The following is a 15,551-nucleotide window of genomic DNA, read 5'->3' as shown; positions in this document are numbered from 1 at the left end:
TCCTCTGCTCGAAGAGCATATGGCGCCGCCCGCAGGTCTCACCCGTTGGTGTGACCTGCGGACGGCGTGTTAGCTGTCAGTCGCGCTGCGGTAGCTCGCCGGTGTCCTCGTCCGCCGTCGCCGCCGGTGCCTGCGGTGCCTGCGGTGCCTGCGGTGCCTGCGGTGCCTGCGATGCCGGTGCCGGCGGTGCCGAGGCCGGCTTCGGGGCGGGGGGAGCCGGTGATTCCGCGGCCGGCGGCGTGGTGACCGGGTGCCGCAGGTACGCCGGGTTCAGGTCGGTCCGGTCCGCCGGGTTGTCGAGCAGCTCGCGGACGATGTCGGCGTGCATGCCGGGTGGCAGGTCGCCGGGCGTCTCCACCTGGGCCTCCGCCTGCACCGGGGCGGGCACCTCGGCCCGCTTGCCGGAGCGGATCGCGCCGAGCAGCCCGATCACGCCGAACAGGATCAGGCCGCCGGCCACCAGCCAGCCCACGGCGGGCAGCTGGACCGAGATCACCCGGGTGATCGCCCACCAGACCGCGATCAGCAGGAAGATCAGGCCGAAACTCAGCGAGATGCCGTCTGTACGGTGCGGCTTCATCGGGCCACCTCCACGTCGCCGGTGTTCATTTCGATGTTCAGCCGCAGCTTGCCGCCCCCGGCGCCGTCCGCACCGAGATCCGTGATCTCCTGCGAGCCGAGGTCGTTGCCCTCCCACGAGCGGCCGAAGATCCGTGCCCGGCCGCCGTCCATCCGGACGGTGGCGGTGGCGTCGACGTTGTCGGGCAGCAGGATCCGCACCTGGCCGACCTTCATCGAGACCGTGGTGATCTGCTCCTTGCCGGTGAAGTCGACCGCGCGCAGGTCCAGGGTGGCGGAGCCGATGGTGAAGTCGTAGCGGTCGGCGATCGCGCCGATGGTCCGCGGCCGGTACGAGCTGTTGCCCAGTTCGCCGCCCCAGGTCTCGGCGCCGCTGGAGACGGCGAGGCCGAAGCTGGCGAGCACCGCCAGGAAGATGAGCCCGCGGGCCCGGCCGAACCAGGCGCCCACGATCAGGCCGAGGGCGATCGTGGTGAGCGCGGCCGCGAAGTACGCCGAGACCGAGACGTTCACGCCGGCCAGGTCGATCAGGGTCAGGAGGCCCATGACCATCACGATCATGAAGAACGTGATCCGGCCGAGCTTCGAGCGCTCCCGGCGCTGCTTGGGCGGCCGGGGCGGCCGGGGCGGCCTCGGCGGGTGCACCGCCGGTCCGGCGCCCTGGTGCGCCCAGGGGCCGTGCGGGGCGAACGGCGGCCGGTAGCCACCCGTCGGCGGCGCGTACGACGTGCTGGGCGGGATGTACGCCGCGTGCGTGTAGCTCGGCGGCGTGACGCCGGGCCCGGCCGGGGCCGGCGGGCTGTAGTTCGGGGGCCGGGGCGGCAGCGGCGGGGTCACCGGCTCGCCGGCCGGTGCGGCCGAGGCCGGGAACGCCGCGGTCCGCTCGTCGCCCGGCGTCCCGGCGGCGGGCGCCGCGGGTGCCGATGCCGGCGGAAACGGGGCGGCGCTCGCCGCCGACCAGGGATCGGCCGGTGCCGGGCCCGGCTCGGTGGCGTTCCGGTTCGCGTTCAGCCGGCCGTTGCGCTTGACGACCAGCGCGCCGCCGACCAGGACCGCCGCGGCCAGCAGGGTCGCCCGGAAGCCGTCGCCGACGACGAACGCGAAGGTCAGCACCGCGGCCGCGCCGACCAGCACGATCGACAGCGGCGCCATCGCCGAGCGGCCGCGGCCGAGCAGCGACTCGATCGGGGAGGCGGTGTCGCCCTCGGCCGGGATCAGCAGCCAGCCGACCAGGTAGACCAGCACGCCGATGCCGCCGAAGAAGCCGAGCACGGCCAGCAGCACGCGCCAGAGCACGGGGTCGGTGTTGGTGGCGTTGGCGATCGCGCCGGAGACGCCGGCGATGTATCGGCCGCGGGCGGGCCGGATCAGCCGCTCGCGGGCAAACACGGGCCCGTCCGGCGCGCCGAACCATGGCGGCGGCTGTGCACCGGGTGGCGGCGGCTGCGCACCGGGAGGCGGTTGGGCACCGGGAGGCGGCTGGGCGCCCGGTGGCGGCTCGGCGCCGGGAGGCGCGGCGGCACCGGGCGGCGGCGGAGGGGGCGGGTCTGCCGCGGTGGGCGCGTCCGCGGCCGGCGGCTCGTAGGCCGCGGGCGGTGCGTCGGACGCCGAAGGTACGGCGGAAGGTGCCGGAGCGTCCTGCGACGACCCGGAAGCTTCGCGGGACTGGGCAGCTTCGTCGGTCATGCCTTCGATACTGGGGGCACCCCTACCCGAGCCGCCTCAGGCGGCGACCCTGACGCCACCCTGAGATCTCCAGGGCCCGCGGATAGGGGAGTTACCCCGTGGTCGTCACCGGCCGCGCGTGTGACGATCGAACGGGCCGGATTTTCCGCCGTGCCCCGAGCCTGGAGGAGGAGCGATCACCGCCGCCGCCGCACCACAGCCGCGCCGCCTGTACCGGCCGCGCGATCACCGTGTCATCGCCGGTGTCGCCTCCGGTATCGCGCGTCACCTGCGCGTACCGGTCACCGCGGTGCGTATCGCCCTGGTGCTCCTGCTCGGTTTCAACGGCCTCGGCCTGATGCTCTACGCGGTCTTCTGGGCCGTGCTGCCGCAGCAGCTTCCCACCGGCACCCAGCGCACCCGCCGGGACCTGGCGCTCCTGCTGCCGTTCGGCGCGATCGGCCTCGGCGTCATCCTGCTGCAGGCCCTGGCCTTCGGCGGCAACGGCGTCGCCGGCACGGCGGGCTGGCTGGTCGCGGTCACGGCGGTCGGCGCCGGGGTGATCTGGCACCAGTCCGATCCGACCCGCCGGGGCGAGGGCGCGGACGACACGCGGGCGCCCTGGCTCGCCGCCGTCGTGGCGGAGAGTGACCGTCGCTCGTTCCTGTTCAGGTTCATCGGCGGCGGCGTGCTGGTCGCGGTCGGGGTCATCGGGGTGCTGGCCGTCTACGCACCCGCCGGCAATCTCAGCACCGTCTTCAACGGCGTGATCTTCGCGCTGGTCGGCCTGCTCGGCGTCGGTGTCGTGGTGGCCCCGCTGCTCTGGCGCACGTTCAGCCAGCTGCGCTCGGAGCGCGAGGGCCGCATCCGCGAGCAGGAGCGTGCCGAGGTCGCGGCCATGATTCACGATCAGGTGCTGCACACGCTCGCCCTGATCCAGCGCAACTCCGCGGACATCAAAGAGGTGCAGCGGCTGGCCCGGGGCCAGGAACGCAGCCTCCGCAACTGGCTGTACAAGCCGATGGCTTCGCCCACCGAACGGTTCGCGGCGGCGCTCGAGCAGGCGGCCGCCGAGGTCGAGGACACCTACGCGATCTCGGTCGAGGCGGTGGTGGTCGGTGATACGGAGTGTGACGAAAGGGTCGCCGCGCTGGTCGCCGCCGCGCGCGAGGCGCTGGTGAACGCGGCCCGGCACGCCGGGGTGGAGACCGTGTCGCTCTATGCCGAGGTCGAGGCCGACGAGTTGAGTGTGTTCGTTCGTGACCGGGGTGCCGGTTTCGACCCCGCCGAGGTGGAGGATACGAGGCACGGCGTCCGCGGCTCGATCGTCGGGAGGATGCGGCGGCACGGCGGCAAGGCCGAGATCCGCAGCGCGCCCGGCGACGGCACCGAGGTACGCCTGACGCTGCCCGCTTCGCGGGAGAGCGTCTCCGCCGGAAAGGAGACTGCACGATGACCGAGCCTGTAGCCGAGGAGAACCGGCGGCTGACCGTCTTCCTGGTCGACGACCACGCGATGTTCCGGGCCGGCGTCCGCGCCGAGCTGGGCGCGCACGTGGACGTGGTCGGCGAGGCCAGTTCGGTGGCGGAGGCAGTCGCCCGGATCGCCGCGACCTCCCCCGACGTGGTCCTGCTCGACGTGCACATGCCCGACGGCGGCGGCCGTGCCGTGCTGGACGCGATGCGGCGCACGCATCCGCAGGTCAAGTTCCTGGCCCTGTCCGTCTCCGACGCCGCCGAGGACGTCATCGGCCTGATCCGGGCCGGTGCCCGCGGCTACGTGACGAAGACGATCTCGCCGGACGAGCTCGCCGCGGCGATCAAGCGGGTGGCCGAGGGCGACGCGGTGTTCAGCCCGCGGCTCGCCGGTTTCGTGCTGGACGCGTTCGCGTCGCGCCCGGACGTGCCCGTCGCGGACCCCGAGCTGGATCAGCTCACCAACCGCGAGCGCGAGGTGCTGCGGCTGCTCGCCCGGGGCTACGCCTACAAGGAGATCGCCAAGGAGCTGTTCATCTCGATCAAAACGGTGGAGACGCACGTGTCGAACGTCCTGCGGAAGCTGCAGATGTCCAACCGTTACGAGCTGTCGAGGTGGGCGGCAGATCGCCGACTCGTCTAGTGGCAGGCTAACCGTCCGGACAGGTATTTTTGCCCTATGCCCGGCAAAGCGGGCGTACCGGATACTCAAAGTTACTGAGCCACTACAGTGAACCTTAAACGCGAGGTCAGTGGCATGAAGCTGGCCGAACAGATGATCTTTGTGCAGCGACGGAGCCGCATCAGGCGAATATCGGCTTGATAACGGCGCAGCCATGGCCTAGTGGCCCTGTGCGAAGGTGTCCTCTACTCACACAACCCCTCGTGAGCGCCCTTGAAGGAGTAACTCCCATGCTCGGGAATCGTCCATGGAAGATGGCGGTCGGCGCGACCGCCATCGCCTTGTTGGCCGCTGGCTGCTCTGGTGGTGGGTCGGAGGACACCGACTCCACCTCCAACACCATCGTCATTGGTATCTCAGAGCCGCAGCACCTGATTCCGTCGAACACGACTGAGTCGAGCGGCGCCCAGGTACTCGCCTCGCTGTTCTACCCCCTCATCGACTTCGACGCGCAGAGCAAGCCGATCGAGGTCGGCGCCGAGTCGGTCACCTCGGACGACAACAAGGTCTGGACGGTGAAGCTGAAGCCGGGCTTCACGTTCAGCAACGGCGAGCCCGTCATCGCCGATAACTTCATCGACGCCTGGAACTACGGCGCCTACGGCCCCAACGGCCAGGGCGCGTCGTACTTCTACGAGCGCATCGAGGGCTACGCCGACCTGCAGTCGGTCGACCCGGACGAGGACGGCCCGAAGAAGGCCCCCGAGCCCAAGGCCAAGACCCTGACCGGTCTGAAGAAGGTCGACGACACCACCTTCACGGTGACCCTGTCGGCGCCCTTCGCCGGTTGGGAGTCGGTCATGGGCTACAACGCCTTCCTGCCGCTGCCGAAGGCCGCCTTCTCCGCCCCCGGCGTCATCGCCGACGGCTTCGAGGACGCGATCATCGGTAACGGTCCCTTCAAGATGAAGGGCACCTGGCAGCACGACTCCCAGATCGTGGTCGAGAAGGTCGACGGCTTCAAGGGCACCGCCCCCAAGATCGACGGCGTGACCTGGAAGATCTACCAGGACCAGAAGGCCGAGTACGCCGACCTCCTCGCGGAGAACGTCGACGTGCAGACGACCATCCCGATCGAGAGCCTGGCCGCCGCGCCCGGCGACCTGGGTGACCGTTTCCAGAAGAGCCCGAGCTCCTACTTCGCGTTCGTCGGCTTCCCGACGTTCGACAAGAACTTCGCCAACAAGGACGTCCGGCGCGCCCTCTCCATGGCGGTCAACCGCCAGGAGATGACCGACCAGATCTTCTACGGCTCGCAGACGCCGGCCACGTCGTTCGTGTCCCCGGTGGTTGCCGGTTACCGCGACAACACCTGCGGTGACAACTGCAAGTACGACCCGGCGAAGGCCAAGGAGCTCTACACCGCCGCCAAGGGTCCTGCGAAGATCCAGATCACCTACAACGCCGATGGTGGCCACAAGGCGTGGGTCGACGCCATGTGCAACCAGATCAAGGCGTCGCTCGGCATCGAGTGCACGGGCGTCGGCGAGCCCAAGTTCGCCGACCTCCTCACCAAGGTCGAGAAGAAGGACCCGGTCGGCCTCATCCGCCTCGCCTGGGGCATGGACTACCCGCTGATGGAGAACTACCTCGGCCCGCTGTACGGCACCGGTGGTTCCTCCAACTACTACGGCTACTCCAACCCGGCGTTCGACAGCCTGGTCAAGGAGGGTTCGGCGGCCAAGACGACCGACGAGGCCATTGCCAAGTGGCAGGCGGCCGAGGATATTCTCGCCCAGGACATGCCGGTCATCCCGCTGCGCTTCGGTCAGAACGTGTTCGGCCACTCGCAGAAGGTCAAGAACGTCAGCATGGACCTGTTCTCGAAGGTCGATCTTTACAAGATCGAAGTTAGTAACTGATCCAGGCCGTTAGTGCAGTAGTGGCGCCACGGATTATGTGAAACCGTGGCGCCACCGCTGTGTTCCCCTACTTATAGCCGCCGCGCCCACAAGGCTCGGCGGCGCATCTTCCGCGGAAGAGGCTAAATCCGTATGTTCCGCTACATCGTGCGGCGCCTACTTCAGATGGTTCTGACGTTTTTCGGAGCCACCTTCATCGTGTATGCGCTGATGTTCGCCAACCAGGACAACCCCCTCCAAGCGTTGGTGGGCGAGAAGCCCTTGACCGAGAACGTGCGTATCGCGCTGACCGAGCGCTACCACCTCGACGAGCCCTTCCTCGTTCAGTACTGGTACTACATGAAGGGCATGCTGCAGGGCGATTTCGGCACCTCGCTGACCGGTCGGAAGATCAGCGAGATGATGGCGCAGGCCTGGCCGGTGACCATCCGGCTGGCGATCATCGCGATGGTCATCGCCGCGACGATCGCGGTCGTAGCCGGCGTCATCTCCGGCATCCGCCGGGGCAGCACGTTCGACAACGTGACCCTGGTGATCACGCTGATCATCCTCTCCCTGCCGATCGTGGTGCTCGCACCGGTCTCGCAGCTGCTCTTCGCCGTCAAGCTGGGCTGGTTCCCGCCGACCGCCGGAGCGAATCCGACGTTCTGGGCGCTGTTGCTGCCCGCGTTGGTCCTCGGCAGCCTCGTGATCGCGACCGAGCTGCGGGTCACCCGCTCGTCGGTCGCCGAGAACCTGCGCTCCGACTACGTTCGCACGGCCCGGGCCAAGGGTCTGTCCCGCAAGCGGGTGATCGGCGTGCACGTATTGCGAAACTCGCTCATCCCCGTGGTTACGCTCATCGGTGTTGACATCGGCGGCCTGATGTCCGGCGCCATCGTCACCGAGAAGATCTTCAACATCCCCGGCGTCGGGTTCAATCTCTTCCGAGGTATCACGACGGAGGACGGGCCGCTGGTTGTCGGCTTCGTCAGCATCCTCGTCATCGTCTTCCTGGTCGTGAACCTGCTGGTGGACCTGCTGTACGCCGTACTGGACCCGAGGATTCGTTATGAGTGATCTTGAAGCGGTAATGGCGGCCGAAGGCCCGATCGGGCAGCTTCAGGAGCCGAAGCACGCCGGCAAGCGCGACAAGCCGCGCAGCCTCGCCGGCGACGCCTGGATCGATCTGCGGCGCAACAAGATCTTCTGGTTCTCGGCCGTCCTGGTCGTGATCATCCTGGCGATGTCGGCCTTCCCGTCGCTGTTCGGCGCGGGGGATCCGCGTGACTGTGCGCTGAGCCGCCAGCACGCCCCGGCCAGCGGCAACGCGTTCTTCGGCTACGACTTCCAGGGCTGCGACGTCTACGCCAAGACCATCTACGGCGCTCGCGCCTCGATCGTGGTCGGCGTGCTCGCCACGCTGCTCTCGGGAATCATCGGCCTGGCCTTCGGGCTCAGCTCCGGTTATGCCGGAGGCTGGCTCGACGCGCTGCTGTCCCGCGGCATCGACATCGTCCTCGGCGTGCCGTTCCTGCTCGCCGCGATCGTCCTCGCGCGGCGCCTGTCGGCGGACCCGAACAGCACCGGCATCGTCGCCGTGACCGTCACGCTGGGCGTGCTGGGCTGGACGACGGCCGCCCGCATCATGCGGTCCGCGGTGATCACGTCGAAGAATCAGGACTACGTCGCGGCCGCCCGGATGCTCGGCGCCGGTCCGGGCCGCATCATGATGCGGCACGTCCTGCCGAACTCGATCGCCTCGTTCATCGTGGTGCTGACGATCCTGCTGGGTACGAACATCGCCACCGAGGCCACGCTGTCGTTCCTCGGCATCGGGCTCAAGAACGGCGCCATCTCCTGGGGCATCGCGATCGCCGAGGCCGGTCCGTACGTCCGGACCGCGTCCGCCCCGCTGATCTGGCCTTCCGTATTCCTCGCGGCCACTGTGCTGGCCTTCATCATGCTGGGCGACGCCATCCGCGACGCCTTCGACCCGAAGCTGCGGTGACCGCGACATGACCGATATCAAGGCGCAGATCGACGTCCTGCCCGGCCTCGATCCGCACGCACCGCTGCTCGAGATCAACGACCTGCACGTGGAGTTCCGCACCCAGTACGGCGTCGCGCGCGCCGTCAACGGTGCGAACTTCGTGCTGTCGCCCGGCGAGACCCTCGCCATCCTCGGCGAGTCCGGCTGCGGCAAGTCCGTGACCGCGCAGGCGATCATGGGCATCCTCGAGAGCCCGCCCGGCTTCATCACCAAGGGCGAGGTCAAGTACCGCGGCATCGACCTGCTGAAGCTGCCCGAGAACGAGCGCCGCAAGGTGCGCGCCAACCAGATCGCGATGATCTTCCAGGACGCGCTGTCGGCACTGAACCCGGTGTTCTCCATCGGCTATCAGATGTCCGAGCTGTTCCGGGTGCACCGCGGCATGTCCCGGGCCGACGCCAAGCGGCGCTCCATCGAGCTGCTCGACCAGGTCAAGATTCCGGCCGCGAAGACCCGGATCGGCGACTACCCGCACCAGTTCTCCGGCGGTATGCGCCAGCGCGTGATGATCGCGATGGCGCTGGCGCTTGACCCCGAGGTGCTGATCGCCGACGAGCCCACCACGGCGCTCGACGTGACCGTGCAGGCGCAGATCATGGGCCTGCTGGCCGACCTGCAGCGCCAGCGCAACATGGGCCTCATCCTCATCACCCACGACATGGGCGTGGTCGCCGACGTCGCGGACCGCATCTCGGTGATGTACGCGGGCCGGGTCGTCGAGGAGGCGCCGGTCTACGACATCTACGCGCGACCGGCGCACCCGTACACGAAGGCGCTGCTCGAGTCGATCCCGCGGCTCGACATGAAGGGCCGCGAGCTCAAGGTCATCAAGGGCCTCCCGCCCGCGCTGACCGACATCCCTAAGGGCTGCGCCTTCAACCCGCGCTGCACCTACACCCAGGATATCTGCCGGCAGAACCCGGCGCCGGAGCCGTACTTCGTCGCGCCGGGCCGCACGGCCCGTTGCCACTTCTGGAGGGAGGTCGTGGGCGAATGAGCGACCGCAATGAAGTAGTGCTCGAGACCAAGGGTCTGGTGAAGCACTTCCCGATCACCCAGGGCATCGTCTTCAAGTCGAAGGTCGGCGCGGTCCGCGCGGTCGACGGCGTGGACATCCAGCTGGGCCGGGGCGAGACGCTCGGCGTCGTGGGCGAGTCGGGCTGTGGCAAGTCGACCCTGGCCAAGCTGCTGGTCGGCCTCGAGAAGCCGACCTCGGGCGAGATCAAGGTCCGCGGCGAGGACATGGTCAAGCTCAGCGGCGGCAAGCTGCGCCGGGCCCGCCGCAACATCCAGATGGTGCTGCAGGACCCTTACACGTCGCTGAACCCCCGCATGACGGTCGGCGACATCATCGGCGAGCCCTTCGAGATCCACCCCGAGGTCACGCCCCGCAAGGGTCGCGGCCGGGCGGTGCAGGACCTGCTCGACACGGTCGGCCTCAACCCCGACCACGTCAACCGGTACCCGCACCAGTTCTCGGGCGGCCAGCGTCAGCGCATCGGCATCGCCCGCGCGCTGGCCCTGAAGCCGGAGATCATCGTCTGCGACGAGCCCGTCTCGGCGCTCGACGTGTCCATCCAGGCCCAGGTCATGAACCTGCTGGAGGGCCTGCAGAAGGACTTCGGCCTGTCCTACATCTTCATCGCCCACGACCTGTCCGTGGTCCGGCACATCTCGAGCCGGGTCGCGGTCATGTACCTGGGCAAGATCGTGGAGATCGGCAACGACGAGCAGATCTACGAGCAGCCGACCCACCCTTACACCCAGGCGCTGCTGTCCGCGGTGCCGGTCCCGGACCCGCGGCTGCGCGGGCGCCGCGACGAGATCGTGCTGGAGGGCGACGTCCCGTCGCCGGCCAACCCGCCGTCGGGTTGCCGGTTCCGGACCCGTTGCTGGAAGGCCCGGTCGGTCTGCGCCGAGCAGGAGCCCCTGCTGCAGATCCGGGAGCGCTCGTCGCACCCGAGCGCCTGCCACTTCGCGGAACCCCGCGACGTGGTGCACGCAATCTGAGAATCGCGTTCCAGGAAGGGGCCTGCCGATCCGGCGGGCCCCTTCTCTTACCCATCAAATGATCGGGTACGGGGTCAAAGGGGTCCGCGACCGGAGCGGAGCAGCAACAACGCCACCTGGGTGCCGTCCGGGCCCAGGGCCTCGCGGAAACGCTCCACGATCTCCCGCTCGCGGCTGAGCACCAGCCGGGTGCCGCCCGATGCCATCCGGGTGCGGCCGACCTGCTGGCTCAGGCGCGAGCGCTCCAGCCACAGGTCGATGAGCGACTGGTCGATCTCGTCGATGCGCTCGCGGATCGCCTTGATCTCCTCCGCGGCCGGCTCCGCGCCGGCGCCGGTGGGCTGGTCGACCAGGTCTGCGTTCATGTCGTGCTCCTCGGGTGCTGACGCCCCGGTCGGCCCGGCCCGGGCAGCATCAAGCCCCGGGCTCGGAAGCCCGGGGCTTGATGTAGGTCTGTCGTTCAGACGCGTCCTACGGTCGCCGGACTTCCGGTGCCGTAGTAAAAAAATCGCGCCTGTTGGATCACGCAGCGAGTATGACCCCGGTCCGGGCCGCTTCGCAAGGAAACGGCCCGAACAGTGGGAATGTCCTGCTCAACCAGCGAATTTGCATTGGTTGCCGCTGCGGGTGGGCTCAGCCCGCCCGCGTGATGCGGTTGGCCGGGCCCGGGGCGACCGGGGCGCCGGCGCCCAGGTAGCCGATCAGGGCGTCGACGTCGAAGCCCGGCGCCGTGGTGCGGCCGGTGCCCAGCGTCAGGTTGGTGAACCCGTCGCCGCCGTTGGCCAGGAAGTCGTTCGTGGTGACCTGGTAGCTGGCCGCGGGGTCGATCGGCGTGCCGTTGAGGGCCAGGTTCGTGACCTTCGAGCCCGCCGCGGCGGTGCTGTTCCAGGTGTAGGTCAGGCTCGCGGACACCTGCAGGATGCGCTGGGTGGTCTGCCCGCCGAAGCCGACGAACTGCTGCTCCAGCACGTCCTTGAGCTGCGCACCGGTGAAGGTCTGCGTCACCACCAGGTTGTTGAACGGCTGGACGGTGAACGCCTCGCCGTACGTGACCTGGCCGTTGGCCTCGCCGCCCGACGACGCCTCGGCGTCGAAGTCGGCGCGGATGCCGCCGGGGTTCATCAGCGCGATCTGGGCGTTGCTGCTCCGGGTCCAGGCGAGCTGCGCGTCGGCGATCACGTCGCCCAGCGGGGACTCGCCGTTGGCGCCGGCCGTGCGGGTGATGTCGCCCGTGATGGTGCCGACCACCCGGTTGGCGAGCGGGGCTACCGCGGCGCGGTACTTGTCGGCGACCTTCTTCGCGTTCGCGTCGACCGTGGCCGGGTTCTTCAGGAAAACGCCGGCGGCGTCCTTGAGCCAGCCGCCCTTGCCGTCGGAGACGCCGTTCTCCACGACCACGTTCTTGGCCGTCACCTCGGCGAAGCGGCCGGTGCGCCGGTCGATCGAGTAGTCGATGTCGGTGATCAGCTGGCCGTTGGTGCCGGCGCTTGTCACGACCGAGGTGCCCGCCGAGTTGGGCAGCGTGCAGGAGTAGAAGCGGTGCGTGTGGCCCGAGACCACCACGCCGAACTCCGGGTTCAGGCCGGCGACGATCGGCGTGATCGCACCGGAGAAGTTGTTGCAGTCGGAGACGCCGGGGACCGGGACCTGCGCGGACGCGCTCTGCGCGCCGCCCTCGTGCACGAGCAGCACCTGCGCCTTGACGCCGAACAGCTTCAGCAGGTCGCCCCACTTGTTGGCCGTCTCGACCTCGTCGGCGAAGCGCACGTTCTTGATGCCGGCCGGGTTGACGATGCCGGCGGTGCCCTCGAGGGTCAGGCCGACGAAGCCGACCGGGACGCCGCCCACGAACTTGATGTCGATCGGCGGGAGGATCGGCAGGCCGGTCTTCTTGCTGATCGTGTTGGCGGCGAGGTAGGTGAACTTCGCGCCCTTGAAGCCGTCGCCGTCCTGGCAGCCGTCGGTCGGGTGGCAGCCGCCGTGCTGCATGCGCAGCAGCTCGTCGACGCCCTCGTCGAACTCGTGGTTGCCGACCGAGCTCACCTGCAGCCCGACCTCGTTCATCAGCTCGATCGTCGGCTCGTCGTGGAACGCCGCGCTGACCAGCGGCGTGCCGCCGATCAGGTCACCGGCGCCGACGGTCAGGGTCGACCGGCCCTCGGCGGCGGCCTCGGCGCGCAGCTTCTTGAGGTAGGTCGCGAGGTATTCGACACCGCCGGCGGGTGTGCCGTTCACGGCCGCACCGCTGCCGCCGGGCGGGTCGATGGCGCCGTGGAAGTCGTTGTAGCTGAGGAACTGGCCTTTGACCGTCTTGCCGGACAGGCCGTAGGAAACGCTGGCGGGCGCCATGCCGGGCAGGTGCTGTGCGGCCTGGGCGGGGTTCTCGGCGCGCGTCATCGGCAGGGTGGCGATGACCGCGAGAGCGAGGGCCGGCACGGCGAGATGACGCGGCGCGGCCCAGCCGCGGCGGCGGGGGTGGTCCATAGTATTGGGTCTCCCGATCGGGTTACGGATCAACCAACTGACACAGCCTGGTGTATCGACGCTGGTCAGCGCTACTACTAATGGGTGACAGCTTGGTTGCGGCGGGGCGTGATGACCAGGGTCGACGACATATGTCCGACCCTCGATCGCGCGGCCGCCCCGGAGAACATTGTCGGTGGTGCGGCATAGACTTGTCCGGCGATGCGAGCCCTTCCGGAAAACTCCCAGCCCCTGTTCGCGATGCCGCCTGTCCGGGAGGAAGGATCCCCCGTGCAGCAGGGGCCGCCCCCGCAGAGACCGGCCCGCCGGCTCGATCCCGAGTCGCTGCTCGTCGGCCTCAACACCCCGCAGCGCGACGCCGTTACCCACGCCGGTTCGCCACTGCTGATCGTGGCCGGCGCGGGCTCGGGCAAGACCCGGGTGCTCACCCACCGGATCGCCTATCTGCTCGCCGAGCGGGACGCGCATCCCGGCCAGATCATCGCGATCACCTTCACCAACAAGGCCGCCGGCGAGATGAAGGAGCGGGTCGCCGCGCTCGTCGGCCCGCGGGCCCGGCTCATGTGGGTGTCGACCTTCCACTCGGCGTGCGTGCGCATCCTGCGGGCCGAGCACGAGCACGCCGGGCTGAAGAGCACGTTCTCGATCTACGACGCCGACGACTCGCGCCGGCTGATGCAGATGGTGGCCCGCGAGCTGGATCTCGATCCGAAGCGCTACACCGCTCGCGGCCTCGCCGCCCAGGTGTCGAACCTGAAGAACGAACTGGTCGAGCCCGAGGAGTTCAAGAACCGGGCGAAAGGCCCCAACGAGCGCGCGGTGGCGGAGGCATATGTGCTTTACCAGCGCCGCCTGCTCGAGGCGCACGCGCTGGACTTCGACGACATCATCATGTCGACGGTGCACCTGCTGCAGTCGCACCCGCACGTCGCCGAGGCCTACCGGCGGCGCTTCCGGCACGTGCTCGTCGACGAATACCAGGACACCAACCACGCGCAATACATGCTGGTCAAGGAGCTGGTCGGGCCCGCGGGTGGCGACCTGCCGCCGGGTGAGCTCTGCGTCGTCGGCGACGCCGACCAGTCGATCTACGCGTTCCGCGGCGCGACGATCCGCAACATCCTCGAGTTCGAGCGCGACTACCCGGACGCGCGCACGATCCTGCTGGAGCAGAATTACCGCTCCACCCAGACGATCCTGTCCGCGGCCAACGCGGTCATCGACCGCAACACGTCGCGCAAGCCCAAGCGGCTCTGGAGCGATCAGGGCGCCGGCGAGCAGATCGTCGGCTATGTGGCCGACACCGAGCACGCCGAGGCCGACTGGGTGGCCCGCGAGATCGACCGGCTCGGCGACAACCACGAGGTGCGCCCCGGCGATGTCGCGGTCTTCTACCGCACCAACGCGCAGTCGCGCGTCTTCGAGGAGGTGTTCATCCGCGTCGGTCTGCCCTACAAGGTGGTCGGCGGGGTGCGCTTCTACGAGCGCAAGGAGGTCCGCGACGCGCTGGCCTACCTGCGCGCGGTGGTCAACGACGACGACACGGTCAGCATCCGCCGGGTGCTCAACACCCCGCGCCGCGGCATCGGCGACCGGGCCGAGGCCTGCGTCGAGGCGCTGTCCACTCGCGACCGCATCTCCTTCGGCCAGGCCCTGCGCGGCGCCAGGAACGCGCCGGGCATCTCGACCCGCGCGGCCAACAGCATCGCCGACTTCGTGCAACTCCTCGACGACCTGCGCGAGCAGTCCACGACGGCGCCGCCCGAGGAGGTGCTCGAGGCGGCCCTGCAGCGCTCGGGCCTGCTGTCCGAACTGGAGGACAGCCTCGACCCGCAGGACCAGGGCCGGGTGGAAAACCTGCAGGAGCTGGTCAGCGTCGCCCGCGAATACACCGAGCGGGTCGAGGCGCTGGCCGCGGAGGACGACGACGCGCCGGCGGCCACCCTGGCCGGCTTCCTCGAGCAGGTCGCGCTCGTCGCCGACGCCGATCAGATCCCCAGCGACGACCCCGACCACCAGGGCGTGGTCACCCTGATGACGCTGCACACGGCGAAGGGCCTCGAGTTCCCGGTGGTCTTCCTGACCGGTCTCGAGGACGGCGTCTTCCCGCACATGCGCGCGCTCGGCGACAACGCCGAGCTCGAGGAGGAGCGCCGGCTCGCCTACGTCGGCATCACCCGGGCCCGGCAGCGGCTCTACCTGTCCCGCGCGGTGACCCGGTCGGCGTGGGGCCAGCCGCAGTACAACCCGCCCTCGCGCTTCACCGACGAGTTGCCGCCCGAGCTGGTGCGCTGGGAGCGCACCGCCGGGTCCTACACGTCGTGGTCCGGCACGGGCGGCGGCGTCGGCGGGCGCGGCGGGGGAGACCGCGGGCGCGGCGGCGGCTTCGCCGGTGGCACGCCCAAGGCCCAGCAGCTGGCGTCGCGCCTCGGCGTCGACGCCAGCAGGCTGACGACGGCGAGCGAGATGAAGCAGACGCCGAAGGTGTCGGCCGGCGACCGGGTCAACCACCAGCGCTACGGCCTGGGCCGGGTCGTGACGGTCGAGGGCCACGGTCCATCGGCGCGCGCCCAGATCGACTTCGGCGATCAGGTGATGTGGCTGGTGCTGCGCCACGCACCGGTCGAGAAGCTCTAGTGTGGCGTGTCTGAAGTGATTTGACGGTGGGGGTGCGGGACAATGGGGCATGTCTGTTGCCGCCGCGTTGGTTCTTTGTCCCGGTGACGGCGCTCGGCTCCGGGAGTTGACCCGGTCGTCGACCG

Annotated in this window: 12 protein-coding genes; 8 read left to right on the top strand and 4 right to left on the bottom strand. The window is 69.4% G+C overall.

All coding sequences use genetic code 11. The features are described from left to right. Positions 1–76: 76 nt before the first annotated feature. Positions 77–580 (bottom strand): hypothetical protein, encoded by a 504-nt coding sequence (locus tag AB0F10_RS21255; protein WP_360627488.1) that lies wholly within the window; start codon positions 578–580, stop codon positions 77–79. Beyond that, on the bottom strand, positions 577–1,968 hold the full coding sequence (locus AB0F10_RS21250) for a PspC domain-containing protein (protein ID WP_360627485.1): 1,392 nt from the start codon (positions 1,966–1,968) through the stop codon (positions 577–579). Before AB0F10_RS21250 ends, AB0F10_RS21255 begins: the two co-directional genes overlap by 4 nt. A 505-nt stretch (positions 1,969–2,473) precedes the next feature. On the opposite strand from AB0F10_RS21250, the gene AB0F10_RS21245 reads away from it, so the two are divergent. From AB0F10_RS21245 to AB0F10_RS21215, 7 genes are all read left to right on the top strand, one after another. Then, complete coding sequence (locus tag AB0F10_RS21245) at positions 2,474–3,700, top strand: PspC domain-containing protein (RefSeq protein ID WP_360627553.1); 1,227 nt, start codon at positions 2,474–2,476, stop codon at positions 3,698–3,700. After that, positions 3,697–4,362 carry a response regulator transcription factor gene (locus AB0F10_RS21240; RefSeq protein ID WP_360627481.1) on the top strand — a complete coding sequence of 222 codons (666 nt, stop codon included), beginning with the start codon at positions 3,697–3,699 and terminating at the stop codon, positions 4,360–4,362. The genes AB0F10_RS21245 and AB0F10_RS21240 overlap by 4 nt, the downstream gene beginning before the upstream one ends. Positions 4,363–4,631: 269 nt before the next feature. Next, positions 4,632–6,263, top strand: a complete 1,632-nt coding sequence (locus AB0F10_RS21235; protein WP_360627478.1) for an ABC transporter substrate-binding protein — start codon at positions 4,632–4,634, stop codon at positions 6,261–6,263. Positions 6,264–6,395: 132 nt separating this feature from the next. Further along, positions 6,396–7,322 carry an ABC transporter permease gene (locus tag AB0F10_RS21230; RefSeq protein WP_360627475.1) on the top strand — a complete coding sequence of 309 codons (927 nt, stop codon included), beginning with the start codon at positions 6,396–6,398 and terminating at the stop codon, positions 7,320–7,322. Further along, on the top strand, positions 7,315–8,253 hold the full coding sequence (locus AB0F10_RS21225; protein WP_360627472.1) for an ABC transporter permease: 939 nt from the start codon (positions 7,315–7,317) through the stop codon (positions 8,251–8,253). Before AB0F10_RS21230 ends, AB0F10_RS21225 begins: the two co-directional genes overlap by 8 nt. Positions 8,254–8,260: 7 nt before the next feature. Then, positions 8,261–9,292 carry an ABC transporter ATP-binding protein gene (locus tag AB0F10_RS21220; protein ID WP_360627469.1) on the top strand — a complete coding sequence of 344 codons (1,032 nt, stop codon included), beginning with the start codon at positions 8,261–8,263 and terminating at the stop codon, positions 9,290–9,292. Continuing rightward, positions 9,289–10,305, top strand: a complete 1,017-nt coding sequence (locus tag AB0F10_RS21215; protein ID WP_360627466.1) for a dipeptide ABC transporter ATP-binding protein — start codon at positions 9,289–9,291, stop codon at positions 10,303–10,305. The genes AB0F10_RS21220 and AB0F10_RS21215 overlap by 4 nt, the downstream gene beginning before the upstream one ends. Before the next feature lie 74 nt (positions 10,306–10,379). Here AB0F10_RS21215 and AB0F10_RS21210 read toward each other — a convergent pair whose 3' ends face one another. Both AB0F10_RS21210 and AB0F10_RS21205 read right to left on the bottom strand, forming a co-directional pair. Continuing rightward, positions 10,380–10,670: a chorismate mutase gene (locus AB0F10_RS21210; protein WP_360627463.1), complete on the bottom strand. Its 291-nt coding sequence runs from the start codon at positions 10,668–10,670 to the stop codon at positions 10,380–10,382. Positions 10,671–10,938: 268 nt separating this feature from the next. Further along, positions 10,939–12,789, bottom strand: a complete 1,851-nt coding sequence (locus AB0F10_RS21205; RefSeq protein ID WP_360627460.1) for a bifunctional metallophosphatase/5'-nucleotidase — start codon at positions 12,787–12,789, stop codon at positions 10,939–10,941. 240 nt (positions 12,790–13,029) lie between these two features. Here AB0F10_RS21205 and pcrA point away from each other — a divergent pair, with 240 nt between their 5' ends. Continuing rightward, positions 13,030–15,426 (top strand): DNA helicase PcrA, encoded by a 2,397-nt coding sequence (gene pcrA, locus AB0F10_RS21200; RefSeq protein ID WP_360627550.1) that lies wholly within the window; start codon positions 13,030–13,032, stop codon positions 15,424–15,426. The last annotated feature ends 125 nt before the right edge of the window (positions 15,427–15,551 follow it).

Source organism: Actinoplanes sp. NPDC026623, from assembly GCF_040638275.1.
Classification (GTDB): domain Bacteria; phylum Actinomycetota; class Actinomycetes; order Mycobacteriales; family Micromonosporaceae; genus Actinoplanes.
This window is presented reverse-complemented; position numbering and strand designations above follow the sequence as displayed.

What these genes read in the sequence shown, in the direction of transcription:
- AB0F10_RS21220 (WP_360627469.1), top strand. Translation starts at nt 8,261, where the DNA reads ATGACCGATATCAAGGCGCAGATCGACGTCCTGCCCGGCCTCGATCCG.
- AB0F10_RS21235 (WP_360627478.1), top strand. Translation starts at nt 4,632, where the DNA reads ATGCTCGGGAATCGTCCATGGAAGATGGCGGTCGGCGCGACCGCCATC.
- AB0F10_RS21255 (WP_360627488.1), bottom strand. Translation starts at nt 580, where the DNA reads ATGAAGCCGCACCGTACAGACGGCATCTCGCTGAGTTTCGGCCTGATC.
- AB0F10_RS21240 (WP_360627481.1), top strand. Translation starts at nt 3,697, where the DNA reads ATGACCGAGCCTGTAGCCGAGGAGAACCGGCGGCTGACCGTCTTCCTG.
- AB0F10_RS21215 (WP_360627466.1), top strand. Translation starts at nt 9,289, where the DNA reads ATGAGCGACCGCAATGAAGTAGTGCTCGAGACCAAGGGTCTGGTGAAG.
- AB0F10_RS21205 (WP_360627460.1), bottom strand. Translation starts at nt 12,789, where the DNA reads ATGGACCACCCCCGCCGCCGCGGCTGGGCCGCGCCGCGTCATCTCGCC.
- AB0F10_RS21210 (WP_360627463.1), bottom strand. Translation starts at nt 10,670, where the DNA reads ATGAACGCAGACCTGGTCGACCAGCCCACCGGCGCCGGCGCGGAGCCG.
- AB0F10_RS21225 (WP_360627472.1), top strand. Translation starts at nt 7,315, where the DNA reads ATGAGTGATCTTGAAGCGGTAATGGCGGCCGAAGGCCCGATCGGGCAG.
- pcrA (WP_360627550.1), top strand. Translation starts at nt 13,030, where the DNA reads ATGCCGCCTGTCCGGGAGGAAGGATCCCCCGTGCAGCAGGGGCCGCCC.
- AB0F10_RS21230 (WP_360627475.1), top strand. Translation starts at nt 6,396, where the DNA reads ATGTTCCGCTACATCGTGCGGCGCCTACTTCAGATGGTTCTGACGTTT.